At 43.2% G+C, this 22,462-nt stretch carries 20 protein-coding genes; 8 read left to right on the plus strand and 12 right to left on the minus strand.

Annotated features, from left to right (window positions below):
• Positions 1-53 precede the first annotated feature (53 nt).
• The 3 genes from J3L18_RS25505 to J3L18_RS25515 all read right to left on the minus strand — a co-directional run bounded on the left by J3L18_RS25505 (position 54) and on the right by J3L18_RS25515 (position 3,588).
• The gene (locus J3L18_RS25505; RefSeq protein ID WP_090532596.1) at positions 54-989 is read right to left on the minus strand and encodes an alpha-E domain-containing protein; all 936 of its coding nucleotides are present in this window, start codon (positions 987-989) and stop codon (positions 54-56) included.
• A gap of 95 nt (positions 990-1,084) precedes the next feature.
• Complete coding sequence (locus tag J3L18_RS25510) at positions 1,085-2,533, minus strand: circularly permuted type 2 ATP-grasp protein (RefSeq protein WP_090532594.1); 1,449 nt, start codon at positions 2,531-2,533, stop codon at positions 1,085-1,087.
• A 197-nt stretch (positions 2,534-2,730) separates the two neighbouring features.
• Entirely contained in the window at positions 2,731-3,588 is an 858-nt protein-coding gene (locus J3L18_RS25515; protein ID WP_129571933.1) for an AraC family transcriptional regulator, read from the minus strand.
• 89 nt (positions 3,589-3,677) lie between these two features.
• On the opposite strand from J3L18_RS25515, the gene J3L18_RS25520 reads away from it, so the two are divergent.
• Positions 3,678-4,685, plus strand: a complete 1,008-nt coding sequence (locus tag J3L18_RS25520) for a zinc-dependent alcohol dehydrogenase family protein (protein ID WP_208102380.1) — start codon at positions 3,678-3,680, stop codon at positions 4,683-4,685.
• Positions 4,686-4,735: 50 nt separating this feature from the next.
• Here the strand turns inward: J3L18_RS25520 and J3L18_RS25525 are convergent, their stop codons facing one another.
• From J3L18_RS25525 to J3L18_RS25550, 6 genes are all read right to left on the minus strand, one after another.
• A complete protein-coding gene (locus tag J3L18_RS25525) occupies positions 4,736-5,200 on the minus strand; it encodes a hypothetical protein (RefSeq protein ID WP_129571934.1) in 465 nt (154 codons plus the stop codon).
• 50 nt (positions 5,201-5,250) lie between these two features.
• Entirely contained in the window at positions 5,251-5,952 is a 702-nt protein-coding gene (locus tag J3L18_RS25530; RefSeq protein ID WP_129571935.1) for a hypothetical protein, read from the minus strand.
• A gap of 60 nt (positions 5,953-6,012) precedes the next feature.
• Entirely contained in the window at positions 6,013-6,393 is a 381-nt protein-coding gene (locus J3L18_RS25535; protein WP_189549502.1) for a VOC family protein, read from the minus strand.
• Between the two features lie 59 nt (positions 6,394-6,452).
• Entirely contained in the window at positions 6,453-7,259 is an 807-nt protein-coding gene (locus tag J3L18_RS25540; protein ID WP_129571936.1) for a helix-turn-helix domain-containing protein, read from the minus strand.
• 204 nt (positions 7,260-7,463) lie between these two features.
• Positions 7,464-9,281: a serine hydrolase domain-containing protein gene (locus J3L18_RS25545; RefSeq protein ID WP_129571937.1), complete on the minus strand. Its 1,818-nt coding sequence runs from the start codon at positions 9,279-9,281 to the stop codon at positions 7,464-7,466.
• Entirely contained in the window at positions 9,268-10,899 is a 1,632-nt protein-coding gene (locus J3L18_RS25550; RefSeq protein ID WP_129571938.1) for an amidohydrolase, read from the minus strand. The genes J3L18_RS25545 and J3L18_RS25550 overlap by 14 nt, the downstream gene beginning before the upstream one ends.
• Before the next feature lie 127 nt (positions 10,900-11,026).
• On the opposite strand from J3L18_RS25550, the gene mutL reads away from it, so the two are divergent.
• From mutL to cysS, 5 genes are all read left to right on the plus strand, one after another.
• Positions 11,027-12,886 carry a DNA mismatch repair endonuclease MutL gene (gene mutL / locus J3L18_RS25555; protein ID WP_091169172.1) on the plus strand — a complete coding sequence of 620 codons (1,860 nt, stop codon included), beginning with the start codon at positions 11,027-11,029 and terminating at the stop codon, positions 12,884-12,886.
• Positions 12,887-12,904: 18 nt separating this feature from the next.
• Positions 12,905-13,630 (plus strand): rhomboid family intramembrane serine protease, encoded by a 726-nt coding sequence (locus tag J3L18_RS25560; protein WP_091169174.1) that lies wholly within the window; start codon positions 12,905-12,907, stop codon positions 13,628-13,630.
• A 33-nt stretch (positions 13,631-13,663) separates the two neighbouring features.
• On the plus strand, positions 13,664-14,536 hold the full coding sequence (locus J3L18_RS25565; protein WP_091169178.1) for a rhomboid family protein: 873 nt from the start codon (positions 13,664-13,666) through the stop codon (positions 14,534-14,536).
• Positions 14,537-15,646: an endonuclease/exonuclease/phosphatase family protein gene (locus J3L18_RS25570; protein WP_129571939.1), complete on the plus strand. Its 1,110-nt coding sequence runs from the start codon at positions 14,537-14,539 to the stop codon at positions 15,644-15,646.
• 87 nt (positions 15,647-15,733) lie between these two features.
• Positions 15,734-17,200: a cysteine--tRNA ligase gene (gene cysS, locus J3L18_RS25575; RefSeq protein ID WP_129571940.1), complete on the plus strand. Its 1,467-nt coding sequence runs from the start codon at positions 15,734-15,736 to the stop codon at positions 17,198-17,200.
• 15 nt (positions 17,201-17,215) lie between these two features.
• Here the strand turns inward: cysS and J3L18_RS25580 are convergent, their stop codons facing one another.
• Positions 17,216-17,890, minus strand: coding sequence for a hypothetical protein (locus J3L18_RS25580; protein WP_129571941.1), 675 nt, complete (start codon positions 17,888-17,890; stop codon positions 17,216-17,218).
• Between the two features lie 277 nt (positions 17,891-18,167).
• Here J3L18_RS25580 and J3L18_RS25585 point away from each other — a divergent pair, with 277 nt between their 5' ends.
• The gene (locus J3L18_RS25585; RefSeq protein ID WP_091169192.1) at positions 18,168-19,031 is read left to right on the plus strand and encodes a Cif family virulence factor; all 864 of its coding nucleotides are present in this window, start codon (positions 18,168-18,170) and stop codon (positions 19,029-19,031) included.
• A gap of 130 nt (positions 19,032-19,161) precedes the next feature.
• Here the strand turns inward: J3L18_RS25585 and J3L18_RS25590 are convergent, their stop codons facing one another.
• Both J3L18_RS25590 and J3L18_RS25595 read right to left on the minus strand, forming a co-directional pair.
• Positions 19,162-20,124: an AAA family ATPase gene (locus tag J3L18_RS25590; protein WP_091169195.1), complete on the minus strand. Its 963-nt coding sequence runs from the start codon at positions 20,122-20,124 to the stop codon at positions 19,162-19,164.
• A gap of 4 nt (positions 20,125-20,128) precedes the next feature.
• Positions 20,129-21,598, minus strand: coding sequence for a peptidylprolyl isomerase (locus J3L18_RS25595; RefSeq protein WP_091169198.1), 1,470 nt, complete (start codon positions 21,596-21,598; stop codon positions 20,129-20,131).
• A gap of 178 nt (positions 21,599-21,776) precedes the next feature.
• On the opposite strand from J3L18_RS25595, the gene J3L18_RS25600 reads away from it, so the two are divergent.
• Positions 21,777-22,370: a hypothetical protein gene (locus J3L18_RS25600; protein ID WP_129571942.1), complete on the plus strand. Its 594-nt coding sequence runs from the start codon at positions 21,777-21,779 to the stop codon at positions 22,368-22,370.
• Positions 22,371-22,462: the final 92 nt, after the last annotated feature.

Genomic DNA, 22,462 nt, shown 5'->3' on the forward strand with positions numbered 1-22,462 from the left:
AAAGATAGACTGGCATTTTCAAATCTTCAAATCAAAACATCTTCAAATTGTGATCATGAATTAGCAAAGTAATGTTGGTTTAGTGAATTGCCTATGCCGTATAGCTCACTCCTGATCTGGGTGAGGAACAAGTGCAAGCCCTCCTGCTTGATACTTTTTACCGAACTATACTTTATGCGGCTTTGCAACCGGCCTATCTGAAACGACATTTCCCTGTAGTCATCGGCATTGCTGTCATTCTTCAATCTGTCGAAATAACGCTGAATATTATTTACCGAATAAATAACCGAGCGCGGAAAATCGTTGTTCAGTACAACCTGTTCCAAAACGTTTTCGGCCTCAAAACCTTCTCGGTATGTTTTTAAATACAGTTCGTAGCCACCCAATGAAAGCAGCAGGTGTTTCCAGTAAGTGGTATCAGTAAGCAGATCGGGGTTATCACTTATCGAGCTGAATTTAGTATCCAAAATATCAACCGACTGGATGGCCCGCTCCAGGTATTTGCCAATGTTCATAAAGGCACGGCCTTCGCCGCGCTCCATAGTGATCTCCACCGTGCCGTAATAAAGCATTACTTGTTTTATCAGCACGTCCAGTACCCCTATCGGGTCTTCCCGGTGCAGGGCGCGTTCCAGTCGCGGATCTTTTACGGTGTGGTAATATTCATTCAGGCATTGCCAAAGGTCTTTGGTGATGTGCTCCTGTACACCGCGGGCGTTTTCTCGTGCCAGTGTAATGATGTTGAGTATGGAATTAGGATTATTTTTCCCGGTAACCATATACTTTAAAACCGACCGGCTGTCGTTGTCGAGCTTTTCGGCCTCGCCGGCGTTTAGCCCGGCAAAAATCCTCATTACGGGCTCCCAGGTAAATTCCTGCACCGTATCCTGCGATGAGGCATAATTAATTTTGAGCATCCGCAGCATACCATCGCTGCGCTCAATGTAACGGCTTAACCAATAAAAACTTGCTGCAACCCTGCTTAACATATGATCTGAATTTCGGAATTAGGATGTTCAATTTCGGATTTACTTAGCTCCGCATCCTTTTTGTTTTTTATTTTGATTTAAAGGCCTTTTACCTTTCAGGCTAACACCCACGTGTCCTTACTGCCGCCACCCTGCGAACTGTTTACCACCAGTGAACCTTCTTTTAACGCCACACGGGTTAGGCCGCCGGGGACTATCTCAATGCCATCGGGGCCGTACAGCGCGTATGGCCTTAAATCAACCCTGCGTGGCTTTAGTTCGCCCTGCATGTAACATGGCGCCGCCGAAAGGCTGATGGTTGGCTGTGCTATGAAGTTACGTGGATCTTTCAGGATTTCCTTTTTATATTCATCTATTTCCTGCTCGCTTGCTGCATGCCCCATCAGCATCCCGTAACCGCCGCTGCCATTGGTTTTTTTAACCACCATTTTATTGAGGTTTTTAAATACCATTTCGCGTTCATCCGGATTGCCTAACTGGTGTGTTGGCACGTTTTTGAGTATGGGTTCTTCGTTCAGATAATAGCGGATCATATCGGGCACATAGGCATAAACCGCCTTATCGTCGGCAACGCCTGTGCCTGTAGCATTTACTATGGCTACATTGCCTTTACGGTAAGCTCCCATAAGGCCTGCTACGCCAAGCATACTTGCCGGGTTAAATACCAGGGGATCGAGAAACTCATCGTCCACCCGGCGGTAGATCACATCAACCTGTTGCAGCCCGGTGGTGGTTTTCATGTACACTTTATGGTTGTTCACTACCAGGTCGCGTCCTTCTACCAATTCAACCCCCATCAGGCGGGCCAGCGTGGTATGCTCAAAATAGGCCGAATTATAAATACCCGGCGTAAGTAAAACAATAGTTGGGTTATGGATCTGCCGGGGTGAAAGCGCCAGCAGGTTTTTATATAGTATTGACGGATATTCGGTAACGCTGCGCACACTGCATTGCGGTAGCAGGTCGGGAAATAGGCGCTTGGTGATCTCCCTGTTCTCGAGCATATAGCTTACGCCCGATGGGGTGCGCAGGTTATCTTCGAGCACGTAAAAAGTGCCGTCTTCATCACGGATAAGGTCGATGCCCGAAATATGTACATAAATATCATAAGGCACCTGGAGCTGGTACATCTCGCGCAGAAAGTGCGGACACGAATAAATAATATCAATAGGTACTATGCCGTCCTTTACAATAAACTGATTATGGTATATGTCCTTCAGAAATAAATTAAGCGCATTAAGGCGCTGCTTGATGCCTCGCTCAACAAAAGCCCATTCATCGGCAGTGATGATACGGGGGATAATATCAAAAGGAAAGATCTTTTCAATGCCTTCGCCGCTGTTATAAACGGTAAAGGTGATGCCCTGGCTCATGAAAAGGCGCTTGGCAAGCTCCTCCTTTTTGTTCAGGTCGTCGGCCGATTCCTTCGAAATGTAGTCAATAACTTTACGGTAATGCTCCCGAACATTAGCATCCAAGCCATACATTTCGTCCCAAACATTATCAATTGGGCTGTATTTGTCAAAATAAGCTGATTCTTCCATGAAAAAATTACAATAAATTAAAAATTGACAATCAGTTATCTTTCAGAATTGTAATTTATGAAGTGTTTTTGAAAAAAAAGCAAATTATTTTGAAATTTTTGAAGATATTTTAATTAAATTTTCAATTCATGGCAATTTTTAAAATATAATTCTTGTTTTATAGGGATGTTGATACAAAACTGACGGGCTTTAAAGTATTAAACAAAGGGATGCAATTCTCCTCCCGCTTTCCTAAAATCAGAAGGATTCATACTTCTGTATTTTTTAAAAATACGGTTCAGGTGGCTTTCATCATTAAAACCAAGCTCGTTGGCAATTTCAACCATACGCATGTTGCTGTGCAGTAAACGGTTCTCAATCAGCTTCAGTTTGTAATTGATGATATACTGCTGCATAGTTTCGCCGGTATGTTTTTTAAAATACTGGCCAAGGTAGTTTTCAGAGATTCCCGCTTTATCGGCTATTACTTTAGCTTTTAGTTTTTCGGGGAAGTAGATGTTGGCCTGGATGTATTGCAGGATATCAAGCGTTTTCTCTTCGGTATTCTCACTAACTTCATCGGGCATGCTCATAGCCACATTACGGGCGGCGATTACTATAACCGTATTGATATATTGCTGAAGGAGCGCTTTACTGTAAAGCCCTTTTTTTTCTTTTTCACTGATGATGGCCTGCATAATGGGTTTTACAACGGCCTTGTCTTCATCGGTTTTTAATATGCATCCCGGTGCCTGGCCTGCGTTTTTTAGCAAAAAATTGAGATGCTCGGTTGTTTCGCTGCTAAGGCCGCGATCTTTAATGTAAAGTGGGTTGAAGCGGATAAACAGGAACTGTGTTTCGGTTAGTATCTCAAAATAATGTGAATCATCAGGTGTAAGTAAAAACAGGTGACCGGGTTTATAGGTAAACTTGCTTTTGTTTATGCACTGTTTTCCGGTACCGCTTACAATATAAATAAACTCGAAAAAGCTGTGTGAATGTTCGCTGCGGGGACAGGCGCTGAGTGGTTCGCGCAAAACAACTTCAAAAGGCTGGTATAAATTATCTTTTACCATAATGTAAATGTACAAATGTTACGAGGGATTGTACAAGGAATATGGCTGCCTCCTTGTATAATTTTGTATTGTAATTAAACAACAACACAATGGAAACTCAAAATACAACAATGCAGGCCCTTATCGCTCCTGAAGCAAATGCGCCTTTCACAATAACCGCAGTTGACCGCCCAATTGCCTCCAAAGGCCAGGTACTGGTGCGTATTATAGCCAGCGGCGTCAGCGTATTGGACAATAAGATCCGTACCGGTAAAGGGGGGCATGCCAGGCAGCCCTTACCTGCAATTTTAGGGATGGACTTTGCCGGCATAGTTGAAGCAGTTGGTGCTGATGTAAATACTTTTAAACCTGGCGATGAAGTGTATGGCCTTGCAGGTGGTATTGGTGGGCTACAGGGTACTTACTCGGAATATGCTGCCTTTGATGCAGACCTGCTTGCTATTAAACCATCTCACTTAAGTTTCAGACAGGCGGCTTCGATGCCGCTTAACTTTATCACTGCCTGGGAGGGCCTTGTAGACAGGGCAAATGTACATGAGGGACAAAAAGTGCTGGTACATGGTGGCGCCGGAGGCGTTGGCCATTTAGCGGTTCAGGTAGCGAAAGCCTTTGGTGCGGACGTATATGCTACCGGCAGCGCGGCCCAACAGCAATATATTGAAAGCATTGGCGCTACTTTTATCGATTACCGCGCCACAACAGTTGACGAATATGTGAACAATTATACTAACGGCGAAGGGTTTGACATTGTATATGATACCCTGGGCGGAGCCACTTTAGATGCATCATTTAATGCGGTACGTTATTATACCGGTCATGTGGTAAGCTGCCTGGGTTGGGGTGAGCATAAGCTGGCGCCCTTATCATTCAGGGGAGCTACATATTCCGGAGTGTTTACTTTGATGCCGATGCTCACCGGTAGAGGCCGCAAACATCATGGTGAAATTATGCAGCAGGCTGCAAAACTTGCAGAAGCTGGTAAAATTGTTCCGCTGGTAGATGAGCGTACATTTAAATTGGCTACCGCCAATCAAGCCCACGAGATATTAGAGAATGGTAAGGCGAACGGTAAGTTGGTGATTGATGTTGCTGAGTAAGGTGGTTCGCCCTTAAATAAGATGACCGCTCAGTTTTCAAAGCCCGGCATTTAAAACGGCCTGAATAACGGGCGGCTGATCAATGGCGAAAACGACCAGGGGATGGAACTTAAAATAACCAGCAGGGCAATGGTTAGCCAAATGGCCGTGGTTTTAAATTTGTCCTTATCAATTGTTTTTCGTTTGGTTTTTGATGAGGCAACAGTGATCAGCGTTATGCCGATCAGCATCATGGTAACGTGTTCCATACCAAAAAACCTGATCTGCCGCTCGTGCACCGCCTCTTTAAAATGGCTGATGAAATAATTGGCTATCGGGCTGATGAAATACAGCCAGAGCCCAATAGTTAGCTGGATATGGGCAATGTTGGTGGTAATAACCCGTACGCGGTCGTCAAATTTTGAATAACTTTTGTTAGTAAGCCATCCGCTGTAGGCGCGATAAAGGGCAAAAAGCAGGCTGGCCAAAACAAACCAGCGCGTAAGAGAGTGTAATGCTAAAATAAAAGCGTGCATATATTAATGTATGACGACCGGCAAAGGAAAAGATTTTATCCGAAATAAAATTATTTTGATACCAATCCCCTTATATAAATTTCACCGGGTTTATCAGTTGGGTGCCTTCCGGCAACAGGACCTTTGCGGGCTTCAGGTGCCAGCATCCAAATGTTGATCGTTACATCCGGCGACCCGTCTTTATTCTTTTTCCAGGTTAGGTTTATTTCGTTGATGTCCTGCGCCGAAATGAGCATACTTTCATCGTCAACAAAATAGCCGTCAACAGCAAACCTCACATTACCACTTACTCCAAACCTTCTTTTTATATCGTCAAAGGTATTTGTTTCAATTTTCACTTCTTTTTTAAGGGTTATCGTTATTATACCAAACCTGCTTAGGTTGGCGACGTTTGCCGGAACATCCTTGTCTTTAAAAACTGTCAACCAGGTAACATCATTTGGATTTATATGGCCAAGACTGGTAATGATTTTGGAGTTAACAATAATTAATGGCTGCCGTTCCTTTGCATCAGGTAAATGGCGGTATAAGGAATCGGCGGGAGACTTAGACTGGTAGCTTTTATATGCATTAGTTGTGTCTTTAAACGAGGGGCTTTGATTGGGGTTTAACAAAGCTTTGCCGGTATCTGGCTTTGCCTGCAAAGGTTGAGCTGATTTACTTTGAGGCGGTGGCGTTTGAGGTAGGGCTGCCTGGGCAAAAGCGGTAATTCCATAAAATAAACACACTAAAACAGCCAAGAGATTTTTCATGTTGTGATTTTACGGATAAGATGCAGGCGCTGTGTGATTTCCATAAATTATTCAAATTATTTATAACGGATTAGTAATCCACCACGTATTTCCGAAAGGGTCTTTTACCCCTGCGCTCCTGCCGTATGGTTGATCGGCCGGCGGCATAATGCTTTCGGCTCCGCTATCAAGGGCCTTCTGGTAAGTTTCGTCACAGTTTTCTACATATACAAACATACCTGAATTTTGCTGTTGATAAGTATCGGTACAATCGGCAAACATGATGGTGCTGCCATTGATGTTAACCTCGGCGTGCATAATGGTGTGTTCATCGCGCATGGTTTTAAACTGTTCCGTTGCACCAAAAACCTTTTGGGTAAACCCGATAAACTGCGCGCCGTTTTTAACAATGAGATAAGGCATAACAGCCTGGTAATTTTCGGGAATGTTTATTGTTGCCATAATTTGTTTTTTCTCAAAATTAGCTGTCCCCCTGTTCTCAAAATTGTAAAAACCGGACATTATGTGTTCCGGTATTCAGTTCCCTCAGCCTTGCCTGAAAAATAAAAGCCCGGATGATAGCCTGTAAACTCCTTCACGTCATGAATAAAGTGCGACTGGTCATAATACCCGCATTCCAGCGCTATCTGGGTTAGTGTTTTATCTGCATTGTATTGAGTCAGAGCATCCTGAAGGCGCACCAGCCGCATATAAGTTTTAGGGCTAAAGCCCGCAGACTCCTTAAATCTACGGTCAAACTGCCGTGCCGATAAATTATAGGCATCAGCCAGTTGAGCAACCGTTCTGTATTGCTTATTATGGATCACATTCCTGATCGCTACCGCTATGCGATCGTCTTTTAACACATTTTGACGTAACCGGGCTATTAAAAATGCAGACAAGATCTCTGCCCGTTTATGGTTATTTCCGGCTACCATGATCTGCTCTTCCAGCTCCCGGCCCGGCCGGCTTAAAAATGTATCGAAATCAAATGCGAGGTTACTGGTTTGGCTGCTGGGGATATTAAAAAAATAAGGCACGGCAAAAGGATAAATATAGGCGCCAAAAATGCCAAAGCTTTCGGTTGTTATAAACCTGCGGTATTGTGTAGTTTGAAATTGAATGCCTGATAAGCTTGGGCGTTGCTCATTCTTCTCCTTCAATTCATTAAACGATGAATGGTAGTGAAATACCAATTCGGTACAGGCATCAGCAACAGAACGATAAATATATGACGAATGATCCGGCTCCAGTTCATGCTCAAGCACCCAGTAAAATCTTACATAAGGTTTAAGCTCGGCCGGTGGCTGGATGGTGAAATAACGCATCTTTCTGATTTCGGAATTCGGATGTTCGATTTCGGGATTAAATAAATTTAGGGTTTTTATTTAAAAGAAGACCATCCGCCAGTTTAGTTATTATTCCTTCACTATTTGAACACCCGTTACTTGCCGCGATTTACCGGCCTGTATTTTTCAGTTGCTTGACTTTAATTAGAATCCGAAATCAAAATCCCTAATTCCGAAATTCACTTACAACCCTTTCGTTATCGCTTCGTAAACCACATCCTGGATCCTCGGCCTGATATTAAGGCTGCCCAATTTACTGGCCACCGAGGGGTTCACCCTGTTTGACAGGAATACATATACCAGGTTGTATTTAGGATCAACCCAGATACAGGTGCCTGTAAAACCGGTATGTCCAAAAGCCTGATCTGACGCCAGTTTTGAAGGATAGTGTCTTTCGGCTATCGGGTCCCAGCGGTCAAAACCCAGTCCGCGGCGGCTCACCGGCGATTGTTTGGAGGTGAACAGGTCAACAACCTCCGGCTTAAAATATTGGGCACCGCCATAACTCCCCTTGTTTAAAACCATCTGGTATAATATGGCCACATCATTGGCACTGCCAAATAAACCGGCGTGCCCTGCAACGCCACCCAAAAGCGCTGCTGTTGGGTCATGTACATATCCATCCAGTAATGACATGCGGTACTCCTTATCATTTTCGGTAGGGATTATCCTGTCGGGCGTAAAGCGGTATAAGGGTAAGAAGCCTGCAGTTTGCATCCCCAGCGGAGTATAAAAATGCTGCTGTACATAAATGTTGAGCGGCACGGCAGTAATGTTTTCAACAACCTCCTGCATAAATAGCATGCTTACATCACTATATACATACTGCCCCCTTGTTTTCAGCGGCGAATTCAGCATATCGGGCAGCATTACATCTTTATAATAGTCTTTACGCAGGTAATAATGATCAGATACTTTTGTTGGATAGGCGGCAGACGAATCGGTACTATGATCTGTCGGTTTTACTTTTTCAAACGACTGGATATCGGGGATCAGGCCCGCCTGGTGCAACAGCACTTCGCGGATCCGGATGTCGTTTTTATTGCTTTTACGGGCAAGGGGAATATAATCGCCCAGGGTTTTCTCCAGGCTTAATTTCCCCTGGTCGGTAAGCTGCATGGTTTCCATGGTAGTTGCCGATACTTTGGTCATGGAGGCAAGGTCAAAAATATCGGTCAGCTTGTCTGGGATCACATTATCATAGGTGTGATAACCGTAAGCTTTATTAAATATCACTTTACCATCTTTAGCAACCAATACCACACATCCCGGGGTGGCATGCTCACGGATGGCTTCCTGTGCTATCTTATCAATGCCCTGCAGATTGGCAGCATTTATACCGGCTTCTTCAGGAACAGTATATTGCAGTCTCGTTTTCTCGGTAGCAAACCCCATCCCGGTTTTATAAACGGCACTGTAGTTTTTCGCTAATTTTTGAGAGATACTTACCCCGCCGAATATAGCTTCGGCACTGTACATGGCCGATACCTCGGATACCCGTTCTGTCCAGATCACGGGGGCGGTTATAACATCAAGCTTGCCTAATAGCGAACCGCTGCCAAAAGCCGCTACAACTATGTTCTTGTTTTTTTGATTGGTGCTGATAAAATCAATCACATCCGGATTGCTTAAATCGGCATCATTTACCTGTACTATAATGGTGTTGTAAAACTTCAGATCGGAAGTAAGATTGGCCAGCGTTTTATTACCCGAATAAGTGGCACCGTCAAGCAGTTGTACTTTGTTATATTTATTAAGCAAGCTATCAAAAACGGCGGCGTACTGGTTATTGAAATGCACACTGGCAATTTTTAAATCCTCCAGCTTTTGCAGCGGCACCAGGTATGAGGCATTGTTAAGTAACACGGTAGAGTTGCCAACCAACCTTTCTTCGGCAATGAAGGCCTGCCCTGTTAACGGTGGATTTTGTGCACAAGCGGTATTAAATAATGCAAACCCTAATAGTACTAAAGGAACACGGCCCCATTTATTTTTTATCATATACTTTAACTCCGTTTATATAGGTTTGGGTCACTTTGGTTGCCGGGATCTCGCTGCCTTTTACTTTCATAATATCTTTGTCCAATATCACGAAGTCGGCGTATTTGCCGGGTTCAATGCTGCCTTTTTCTTTTTCTTCAAAATTGGCTTTGGCTGCCCAAATGGTCATTCCCTTTAATGCTTCAATCCGGGTCAGGGCGTTTTCAGGTTGAAAACCACCTTCCGGGAAACCTTTCAAATCTTTGCGCTCAACCGCTGCATAGAACGTATAAAGCGGATTAATGTTCTCAACCGGGAAATCGGTACCCAAAGGGATCCAGCCGTTTTGCTTTAACAATTGTTTATAGGCATAAGCCGTTTTAAGCCGTTCGCGGCCCAGCCTTTTATCGGCCCAGTACATATCTGATGTCGCGTGCGTAGGCTGTACCGATGGGACAATACTGTATTGGCCAAACATGTCCAGGTCTTGCGGCGATACTATCTGCGCGTGTTCGATACGCCACCTCAGGTCGTTTTTGCCTTTTAAATTAGCCGCATAAATCTTAAGCATTACCCGCACTGCCGAATCGCCAATGGCATGGGTGCACATCTGGAAACCGCGGGCCGCTATTTTTGGAGCTATTTCTTCAAAATGCTTTGGGTTACTCAACAAAAAGCCGCTCCATTTGGCCGAGTCGGCATAGGGTTTTAGCAGGCAGGCCCCTCTTGAACCGAGGGCACCATCGGCATAAACTTTAAAAGCCCTTACATTTAAACGGGGCGTTTTAATAATTCCCTTCTTAAACAGGTAGTCATAATTCTCCTGTCGGTCGGCCAGCATCACATACAGGCGCATTTTCAGGTCGCCTTTATTTTGCAGCTCGGCAATGGTGTTTACCATGGTATAAGGTAGCCCGCAATCATCAACTGTAGTTAAGCCAGCGGCAAAACAATTTTTCTGTGCCGATAGCAAGGCTGTATCTATAATAGCAGCCGTAGGTTCAGGGATTTTACGGGTAACTATACCTACCGCGTTGTCAACCAAAATACCGGTAAGTTTCCCGTTACTGGTTTCTATTTCGCCGCCATTAATGGTTTGCCCCGGTTTAACACCGGCAATGTTCAGTGCGGCCTGGTTAGCTATTGCGGCGTGCCCGTCTACACGGCTAAGGATCACCGGCCTCATCGGGAACAGCGAATCCAGCTTTGCCTTATCGGGGAAATGTTTATTTGTCCAGTCGTTTTGGTCCCAGCCATTACCAATGATCCAGCCATCGGTATTACGTTCGGAATAAGCTTTTACCGAGTCAATAATTTCGGGCCAGCTATGGGTGCCTACCAGGTTTACTTCCTGCAGGCCCATACCATATTCATAAAAATGGGCGTGGGCGTCAATAAAGCCGGGATAAACCGCGGCGCCTTGCGCGTCAACTACTTCGCGGGCGTTGTATTTTTGTTCAAGGGAATCGGCATTGCCTACTGCAAGTATCTTGCCTCCGCTTACTACAAATGCGCTTGCTGTTGTAAAATTGCTATCTACGGTGTACACAACCGCGTTTTTTACCAGCATATCGGCATTGTATTCCTTTTGTTTGCAGGCTGCTGCCAGTAATAGCAGCGCGGGCAATAGTCTCTTCATAAAGTAATTGTATGTTTATTGTAATTGTATTAAACCACAAAAGTATATACAACTATCAAATCATAAAGTTATGCCTTCAAATATTTAATTTAGCATCGAAATAGAAATTGGAGGGAATTTTTTTTAGATGTCAGACATTATTCAGCTTTTACCGGATGCCGTTGCCAACCAGATTGCCGCGGGCGAAGTAGTGCAGCGACCGGCTTCTGCGGTAAAGGAATTGGTTGAAAACGCTATTGACGCAGGTGCGGATAAGATCCAGCTTATTATTAAAGATGCCGGTAAATCACTGATCCAGGTTATTGATAATGGCTGCGGCATGAGCCTTACCGACGCCCGCATGTGCTTTGAGCGTCATGCAACTTCAAAAATACGCAAGGCCGAAGATCTGTTCGCGATCCGTACCATGGGTTTCAGGGGTGAGGCCATGGCGTCTATCGCCGCTATTGCCCAGGTAGAGCTGAAAACCCGCCGCCATGAAGACGAACTGGGCAGTTGTATAACTATTGAAGGCTCCGAAGTGATAAGCCAGGAACCATGTGCTGCTAACGCGGGCACATCAATCTCTATAAAAAACCTGTTTTACAATACCCCTGCCCGCCGCAATTTTTTAAAGAGCAACCCGGTAGAGATGCGCCATATTATTGACGAGTTTCAACGTGTGGCCTTAGCACATCCCGAAATTTTTTTCACCCTTCACCATGATAGCCAGGAAGTTTATCATTTGCCGGGCACCACACTTAAACAAAGAATAGTACACCTGTTTGGCAATAATTATAACCAGCGGCTGGTACCTGTTGAAGAAGATACAACCATTATTAAGCTGCGTGGATTTGTAGGGAAGCCCGAGTTTGCGCGCAAAACCCGTGGCGAACAGTTCTTTTTTGTAAACAACCGCTTCATCCGCGATTCCTACCTTAATCATGCTGTAACTACAGCGTTTGAAGAACTATTGCCCGATGATTGTTTTCCGTTTTATGTTTTGTTCATCGATATCGACCCTTCAAAAATTGATATCAACGTACACCCAACCAAAACCGAGATCAAATACCAGGATGAAAAGGCTATTTATGCCATAATCCGGTCGGCAGTGAAGCGGTCATTGGGCAGATATAATATTACGCCCAGCCTGGATTTTGACCAGGAAAACAGTATCGAGCACCTGATAACCCCCAAACCGTTTGAGGAGATCATCGCCCCTACTATTTCCTTTAACCCAAACTTTAACCCCTTTGCCGATAAAGCAGAAAAACCCCGGCAGGAGCATCCATTTTTAAGGGAGAGCGGGGGGTATAAAAAAGACCCTATTCCACAAAACTGGGATACTTTGTATGAGATCAGTAAAAAGGAAACCCTTTTTCAGCACGAGATCCACGAGGAAAAAACCATAGCGGTTGATGAGCAGGATGTAAGTAAACCAAGCGAGCGGCAACTGTTCCAGATCCATAACCGGTTTATTCTGTCGCAAATAAAATCGGGCTTTATGCTCATTAACCAGCAGGCCGCGCATGAGCGTATTTTGTACGAACGCTTTTTGCAGCAGCTGCAAAATCATTCGGGGATGAGCCAGCAAAGCTTATTTCCGCAGTCGGTAACACTAAACGGTGCCGATTTTGAGTTATTGAAAGAGCTTTTGCCTGATATCCGGTCGCTGGGTTTTGATATCCGCGAATTTGGAAAAAACACTGTGGTAGTAGAGGGGATCCCGGCCGAACTGAACAACGTTGGCGAGCATGAGCTTTTAGAACATTTACTGGAAGGTTTTAAAAACAATATGGCCATCCTTAAATTAGATAAACGGGATAACCTGGCCCGGTCACTGGCCCGTAACGGCGCTATTAAATCAGGAACCAAGCTATCCCTGGAGGAAATGAACCAGCTTATCGACCAGCTTTTTGCCTGTGAATCACCTAACCAGGCATTGAATGGTAAGCCCGTAATCAGTACCTTTACGATGAACGAATTAATGGAACGATTTGAAAAATAGCCCCAGGCTAAATTATATATGAACGGATACAATCAATCGCCTTTTGCCAACCTTACACCTGTTGTTAAAAACCTGCTGATTATAAATATAATATGCTTTTTGCCATTTGTACTGTTTGGGCAATTTTATGAGGCCAAAATAGTGCCATTGTTAGGCGGCTTTTATTTTAATTCGCCTTATTTCAAGCTATGGCAAATCATTACTTACATGTTCCTGCACGGGGGGTGGGGCCATATTTTCTTCAACATGTTTGCCTTGTTTTCCTTTGGCCCTATTGTAGAATATGCTATCGGCTCAAAAAAGTTTTTTAATCTCTATTTTTTATGCGGAATAGGGGCAATTCTGTTTCAAATTGCGGTACAGGCCATAGAGGTGCATGGCATAACCGGCAGCTTTACCATTGCCCATCCCTCACTTCAGTCATCTTATGCAGAATATGGCGAAAATGCTGAAAAACTTATTGATATTTATGCTACACCGATTGTGGGGGCATCGGGAGCAATATTTGGTTTGCTGATTGCTTTTGGCATGCTTTTCCCAAATCTTGAACTGATGATATTGTTTATACCTGTGCCTATCAAGGCAAAATATATCATTCCTGTATATGTAGTGATAGAATTATTTTTAGGGGTAAAGCAATTTTCCGGAGATTCGGTGGCGCATTTTGCACACCTTGGCGGTGCGCTTATCGGGTTTTTATTAGTTAAAATTTGGCGATTACAACGGCCAAACAATTTTTATTAATAACAGTAGTTATCTTTGTAATACAGCTTTATTATGAGCACCCTTTGGCAAAATATCCACTACAAAATGCTGCGCTCCGGCAATAGGCTGAACCTGCTTATCGGCATTAATGTGATTGTTTTTTTAGCTATCAGGATACCGGCAGTAGTTGAACAATTGCTGACTCATTTTGATAACAGCTCCATTTTATTTTACGCCAATAAGTATCTGAATATGCCGGCGTACCTGCCCGATTTGCTGAAGCGTTTTTGGACGCCTTTAACCTATATGTTCATGCATGCAGGTATACTTCATATACTGTTCAATATGCTTTGGCTTTATTGGATGGGGCAGATATTTGAAGAGTACCTTGGTAATAAACGTACTATAGGTTTATACTTAATGGGCGGCCTGGCCGGTGCTTTGTTATACCTGCTGGCCTTAAACCTGCTGCCTGCATTTACCAGTGCTAACGCTGCACAGAACAGTACTATTGTTGGTGCATCGGCCAGTGTTATGGCTATTGTTGTGGCAACAGCCACACTGTTGCCCAACTACACCATATCATTAATTTTATTTGGGCCGGTAAAATTAAAATGGCTGGTATTTGTAATCCTGGTTATTGATTTTTTGGGTATAGTTGGTGCAAACGCGGGCGGCGAAATTGCACACCTGGGTGGCGCTTTAATGGGGTTTGTATACATTAAGCAATTGCAAAAAGGCCATGATTGGGTGGGCGGAATAGCCGGGCTGTTTAAACGGAAACCCAGGTTAAAAGTGGTTTCAAATAATATGGGCAAAAACGCATCCGACTACCCGCGCCAGGAAGAAGTTGACCGTATTTTAGACAAAATATCGCAATCGGGCTATAATAGCTTAAGCAAACAGGAGCGGGAAATTTTATCGCGTGCAAGCAAACAGGAATAAATGATAAAAAAAAAGCAAAGTATTTTTAGCAGGGTATTGTTATGGATAAACCTGTTTTTCTGTTTTGCTTTACTGATAGGATATTTAGCCCCCTCGGTTGATCCACGCAAATATTGGTTATTCGCTTTCTTCGGCCTTGCCTACCCTCCTATACTGTTGGTTAATATAATCATGATGCTATATTGGCTGCTGCGCAAGCGCTGGCAGTTTTTATTTTCGCTGGTCAGTATTTTAATTGGCTGGGGAGTACTTAATAACAATATCGGGTTCAGATTTAAATCAAGTTTTTCGTTACCCCCGGGGCTCAATGTTGTACATGTCATGACCTACAACGTGCATAACTTTAAACATTTTGGCTTTAATAACGATATATCAACCAAGCATGAAATCCTGGAGATCATCAATAATGAGCAGCCGGATGTGATAGGGTTCCAGGAGTTTTATACCCGCAATAAAGGGCAGTATGAAACACGCGACTCTATCAACAAAATATTAGGCAGCAATAACTTTTACTTTGAACCCTTTAGTTTTAACAGCAGTGAAGCCATTGGCATGGCTATCTTTTCGAAATTCCCTATTCTATCAAGAGGTATGATCCGCCTTGCAGCCGACAGAACGTCCGGCAACCAGTGCCTATATGCTGATATAAAAAAGGGGGATAAAATTTTTAGGTATTATAATATCCACCTGCAATCCATCAATTTTGACCCCGATGATTATAAATACATCGACAGTGTATCAAAAAAAGGAAAAACAGATATCAAATCAACCAAGCGCCTGGGGAGCAAGCTTAAAATAGCTTTTATGAAAAGGGCCGAGCAGGTTTTTAAAGTAAAGGCGCATGCTGCCCAATGTCCATACCCTTATATTATAGCCGGTGATTTTAATGATACCCCGTCGTCATTCGCGGTTAACCAAATGGCCAAAGGCTTAAACAATTCATTCCGCGAAAAGGGATCAGGCTTAGGGCGCACATATAACGGCGATTTCCCCAATTACCAGATAGACTACATTATGAGCAGTCAGGAGTTTTCGGTTTTCAACTACAAGGTGATTGAAAAAAAACTTTCAGACCATTATCCTTTACGCAGCGATCTCGTACTGAATTAACATAGGTCATTGCTCTTCGTTTGTAAAAATAAACCTGAAAGCCGGCAGGCAGTAACTTAAAATTGAAAAAATCGTAAGTTTGCGCTCATGCAACAAAATTTGTTTGTTTACAACACTTTAACCCGTAAAAAAGAATTATTTAAGCCCATTAACACGCCGCATGTTGGCATGTATGTTTGCGGGCCTACTGTTTATAGTGATGTTCACTTAGGCAACTGCCGTACTTATATATCTTTCGACCTTATGTTCAGGTACCTTACAGCTATTGGCTACAAGGTGCGCTACGTGCGTAATGTGACCGATGCGGGCCATCTTGAAGGCGATGCCGGCGACGAGGGTGAGGACAAAATTGCAAAAAAGGCCAAGCTTGCACAGCTTGAGCCAATGGAGATAGTACAAAAATATACCGTTGGCTTCAGGGATGTGATGAGGATCCTAAACAACCTGCCGCCAAGCATTGAGCCCACAGCTACCGGCCATATCATTGAGCAGATAGAAATGGTGAAGGAAATACTTGCCAGGGGCTATGCTTACGAGGTAGATGGTACCATTTATTTTGATGTTGAAAAATATAACAAAAGCCAGGACTACGGCATATTAAGCGGCCGTAATCTCGAAGATCTTTTAAATAATACCCGCACGCTTGGCGGTCAGCAGGAAAAACATGGTAAGCTTGATTTTGCCCTGTGGATAAAAGCCAAACCCGAACACCTGATGAAATGGCCTTCGCCATGGGGTGTGGGCTTTCCGGGCTGGCACCTGGAATGCTCGGCCATGAGCCAGAAATACCTCGGCAGCCACTTTGACATTCATGGCGGCGGGATTGATCTTGTGCCAACGCACCATACCAATGAAATTGCCCAAAACGTAGCTTGCTGCGGTTCCAACCCGGCTAATTACTGGGTGCATACCAATATGCTTACGGTAAACGGCCAAAAAATGTCGAAATCATTAGGCAACAGCTTTTTACCGCGCGAATTGTTTAGCGGCGAAAATTCGATACTAAACAAAGGCTATAGCCCCATGACCGTGAGGTTTTTCATGTTGCAGGCCCATTACCGTAGTACGCTTGATTTTGGCAACGAAGCAATGGAGGCATCCGAAAAAGGGTTTAAACGCCTTATGAACGCCTTCACCCTGCTAACCGACGGATTGAAAGCATCTGCCACTACCGAAGTTGAAATAGCACCATTAATGGAGCGTTGCTATGCGGCTATGAACGATGATTTTAACAGCCCCGTTTTAATAGCCGAGCTCTTTGAAGCATCGCGCATTATCAATTCGGTGTATGATGGTAAATTGAAAATTGATGCCGCGAACCTTGAGCAGTTAACCGCGCTTATGAATTTATTTGTGGTTGATGTACTGGGTTTACAAAATGAGCAGGCGGCTAATGACGATCTGCCAAAAGTGTTAAACTTTATTGTCGATCTGCGCAGCGGTGCTAAAGCCAATAAGGATTATGCCACGTCGGATAAGATCCGTGATGGTTTATCACAGATAGGTTTCCAGCTAAAAGATAGTAAAGAAGGTACTACCTGGAGCAAAGCCTGATAACAGGCCATGATTTTAAAGTGAGTTGTAGTAGCTGAATAATTTAGCTAAGGCAGCATCGCTTTTGAAATTAACTTTGTTGGTTTTGATATACTCCTGCATTTTATCGCCCTTGTCGCTCATTGCTGCGAGGATGGTTTTTTGCGACGGCCTGATCTTTGTCATTTGGTTATTGGCAAAAAGGTAATAGCTGTTGGCCGTCATGAAGGTTTTGGTGGTTACCTGCGAAGCAAAACCCGTTGACTCAAGTACTTTTTTCTTGTAATAACGAAGCAGTTTTACCCTTCCGTCTCCCACTACCTGGTAAAAAGTTTTTGGGGTTTGATCATCCACAGCCGGGAAGCCGCTGCTAAAGTTCATATCCGTTTGGTCACTTTCTTCAAGCGCAATGCCTTTTACTGAAAAACCCTTCACCGGGTCAACAAAGGCCTGTACCGATGAATCCCGGGGGCTCTTAAATAAAAGTTCATCCGCGTAAATATTATAGTTCAATATTGCATTAGCTGTTTTGCCGTTAACGAAATAAACAGTGCCATTCAGCCAGTTATCGGTAAGGAGGGCGCTGCCTTGTATGCCATCATTGGCTTTAAGATAATATGGACGGCCGGTATAGTCAGAAAGGTATTGCGCTTTCGCCTTTACACACAGCAATAAAAGTACAAATACGCAGTATAGCTTATACTTTTTCATGAAAGCAATTTATATTGATTTAAACAAAAACAGATTAGTTGGGTTATGAAGTTAAGTGTTTTTTTATTCAACTTCATTATTAAGTAAATTTAAATATTTACGCATATTTTATATGATCAAACCCGCGCTCTGCAATTATTTGCCCATATCTTCGTTTCAGGATAAAACAAAAATAATGCAATTGTTAAATTATGCTATGCTGTATAATGCATTTTGACTATTGCGTTTCCGACTTAAAATTTATTACTAAATTGCTCCCTAAAACCCGAATATAAATATGAAGAAAATAATATTAGCTGCTACATTTATTGGTTATAGTGCTTTTGCCCTGGCGCAGGACGCTGTTAATGTAAACAAGGTAGTTAGTGTTGAACAAGCTTTTGATAAGTTAGTTGAACGTAAAGGAATAAAAGATGGTTTCCTGGCAGTTGCCGATCCAGATGGCATCATATTTAAGCCCGATGTAGTAAAGATTGTTGATTTTTATAGTAAGATTGATAAACAGGCCGGCAAGCTTAGCTGGCAGCCCAAATTTGCCCGGATCTCGGCCAATGGCGACCTGGCTTTCACCGCGGGCCCCTATGTATATCAAAACGGCAAAACTGATGATGATAAGGTGTTTGGCGATTATGTATCTATCTGGCGTACTAACGCCGATGGTAAATTAAAGCTTCTCATCGACCTTGGTATCCAGCATCCTGAAGCTGAGGAAGAAGTTGTTACCGATTTTAAAGAGCCCGACCCGGCGCACCGTTCAGGCCCAAGTAAGGATCCATTCGGCGCCAAAAATGTTATTATTGGTACCGATAAAACATTTAATCATGGGTTAACATTATCGGCTATGGCCAGTTATAAGGAATTTTTAAGCCCTGAGGGCCGCTATTATTTCCCCGGCTTTCCGCCAATGACCGGTACCGATGTGGTGATGAAATTTATCAATAACGAAGCCATCAGCATCACTGCCGAAACTACCGATGGTGGCCGCGCCGCGAGTAATGACCTTGCTTATACCTATGGTCACGCCCGCATTACCAAAGGCAATGTTGTAGGCAACTACAATTATGTAAGGGTTTGGGAAATTGACAAAACAAAAAAATGGAATATCCTTCTTGAGATTTTCTCACCTATTGAGAATGAATAACCATTGTCTGAATCAGAATTTGCAGAATTTTAAAATTAACAGAATAAAAAAGGCCTTGTAAACTAAATTACAGGGCCTTTCTTTTGACATTCTAAAAATTCTTTAATTCTGCAAATTCTGATTCAGACAATCAAAACAACTGCTCAATAATATCAGCTGCTGATAAGCCTTCGGCTTCTGCATGATAGCTGCGCACTATACGGTGGCTTAAAATAGGTTTGGCCACTGCCTGTACATCTTCAATATCGGGCGAGTATTTACCGTTAAGTACCGCGTGGCATTTAGCACCTAATACTAAAAATTGCGATGCCCTTGGTCCTGCGCCCCAGCTTAGCAAACGGTTAATTTGTGGTGTGGCAAACTCGCTGTTTGGACGGGTTTTGGATACCAGTTTCACCGCGTACTCCATCACATTATCGGTAACCGGAATATTGCGCACCAGTTGCTGAAAATAGATGATCTGCTGGGCGTTTAATATTTTATTTACTTCTGCTTTATTAGTACTGGTGGTGTTCTTAACAACCAGCAGTTCCTCTTTAAATGAAGGATAGCTGAGCGCTACGTTAAACATAAACCTGTCCAGCTGTGCTTCGGGCAGTGGATAAGTACCTTCCTGCTCAATAGGGTTTTGGGTAGCCAATACAAAAAAGGGCTGTGCAAGTTTGTGTGTTACGCCTGCTGCGGTAACCGCTTTTTCCTGCATGGCCTCAAGCAGGGCTGCCTGCGTTTTTGGCGGTGTTCGGTTTATCTCATCGGCCAGGATAATGTTTGAAAAAACAGGGCCGTGGATAAATTTAAAATTGCGGTCTTCACCTAATATTTCAGAGCCAATGATGTCTGAAGGCATCAGGTCGGGCGTAAACTGGATCCTTTTAAAGTCAAGGTCAAGCACCTGCGATACCGTTTGCACCAGCAGGGTTTTTGCAAGCCCGGGCACACCAACCAATAAACAATGCCCGTTACTGAAAATAGAGATCAGCACAAATTTTATCACTTCATCCTGGCCTACTATTACTTTACCTATTTCGGCGCGTATTTGCTGGTAGGCCTGTTTTAAAGCGTTTGCGGCTTCTACATCAGAGCTGTGTTGCATAAAATTATTTAGATGATGATTTGGTTTTGGTCTCCGGGATTACGGGCGAGGGATTGGTATTTACCCATTTCTTCAACACATCATATGCCTGATATTCTTTATCAATTTTAATGAAAGTTTCCTTGCGGCGTTTTTCGAACCATTGAGATACCGTTCTGTTAACCTTATCATTATAGGCATACTCCTTAAGTTTAGGGAAATCCTGCTCTAAATTAGCTTTATGGGCATTTGTGGCCGATTTAAGCATCAATATTTTGTAGCTCTTTTTACCATCGGCGCCGGTAAACAGATCAGGTTTTGAAATGCTGCCAATTTTCATCGTATCGGTAATAAGCGCCACTTTAGGATCAAGTTTATCGGTAGGGATAAATGTTGAACGGCTTTGTACGTCTTCGGCATTAAGCATCATACCACCGTTGTATTTAGTGTCTTTATTGTCTGAGTAATAGGCTGCGGCGCTTGAAAAATCGACACCTACATTTTTGTCTTTTATAAGTAAGTTGTAAATACTATCGGCTTTTGCTTTCGCCCTATCCAAACTGGCCTGCGTAACAATGGGTGTAATGAGAATATGCCTTACGTGAACCTGTTCGCCGCGGCGCTCAATCACCTGTAAAAAGTGGAACCCAAAATCCGTTTCAAACACCGGGGAAATTTCACCAGCTTTTAACTTGAAGGCGTTTGCGGTAAATTCCTTCACAAAAGTGGTGCGGTCGGCAAAACCAAGGTCGCCTCCTTCAGGCGCCGAACCCGGATCCTGCGAATAAAGCCTGGCCAGTGTACCAAAGTCTTCGCCCTTTTTAACACGCTGCCTTAACTCTTCGGCCTTAGCTTTGTAAAGGTCTTTTTCTTCTTTAGTTAACTTAGGCTGAAAAACAATCTCACCAACTTCAACTTCTTTATTAAATGAAGGCAAGCTGTCCTTAGGGATTCCATCGTAGTATTTTTTAACATCCTGAGGGGTAACATTCAGCTTCTCGGTAATGTGCTGCTGCATTTTTTGAGCAACCATCTGCTCTTTCAGGTCGGGCCTGATCTCATCTTTGTACTGGATAACCGAACGGCCTAAAAATGCTTCCAGTTTTTCCTGCCCGCCCGCGCGCTGTGTCATTTCGCGCATACGGCGGTCAACGTTGGCATCAACATCTTCTTCCTTTACTTCAATACTATCAATTGCGGCTTGCTGGGCAAGCAGTTTTTGGGTTAACAAAGTTTGTAAAATACGGGCTTTAACAGATGGGTCAGGTTGGTTTCCCTGTACCAGGAAGTTAGCGTACGACAGTTCAATGTCTGATAGCAGTATCGGGCTGTTACCAACTACGGCTGCAATTTTATCAAGCGTTTTGCCGGATGTGGGGGCAATAACCGAATCGGCTTTAACCAGTTTTTTTGCTGCTGTATCTGATGCTACCTGTGCCTTTGCAAATGTTATTGTTAAAATAAAACTTAGTACTAATACTCCTAACTTTCTCATGTAACGCTGTTATACTAAATAAAACGGGATAGTTAACCCGTTAAAAACTACGAATTTCGGTAAAATTTATTAATTATAACCGAACAAATATTTTCTGCAAAACCAACCGGCTATAATTGTGCTAATATGCCTATAAAGCTTGAAACCGTTTAACTACTTTTGGTTAAAATTTGTTAAAGTGAAAGTTGAGAACCCCGCCGCGTTTCGTTTTTTGTTAGAGGATGAACTTTACCTGCTCAATGCAGATAAACTGTTATATGATAAAATTACTGAATCCGAACTTCCTGCGGCAGTACCACTATCTCCTGTAACTGAAAATGCCAAACCGGTGTCGGCAACCATTGTTCCATCTTTAACTCCTGAACCTCAGGTAGTAATAAAAACGCCAGTTGATGAATTTAAGTATTTGGGTAAAAACTTAAAGAACTTTTTGGTGCTAACATGGTATAAAAATGCCGGGTTTATAGTTGCCGAACATTTAACCGCCCTTGAAAACATCTTGAAGCGTAAAGAACTTAACCCCGACGACGTGGCGATATTCAATCTGGCAAATTACAGTGAAACCAAATTCAGTCAGTTAAAAACATTTTTTAAACCAACCAAGGTACTTGTTTTGGGCGGGGATGCCCTGCCACAGGACATAAAGGTGCTTAAACCTAATAAACCGGTAACCTCAAACGGAATCACTGTGCTTTACAGTTATTCATTTGATGAAATGATGGATAATGTGGATTACAAAAAAACCTTTTGGGAGTTGGTTAAAACATTATAAATAAAACACGCCACTAAGAAGCTGTTTAAAAACGGGTGAAAGAAAATGTTATGTGTTGAAAAGTTGATAAAAAGGCCATCGCTGATAGCTTG

The sequence above is a fragment of the Mucilaginibacter gossypii genome (genome assembly GCF_017569325.2).
Lineage (GTDB): Bacteria > Bacteroidota > Bacteroidia > Sphingobacteriales > Sphingobacteriaceae > Mucilaginibacter > Mucilaginibacter gossypii.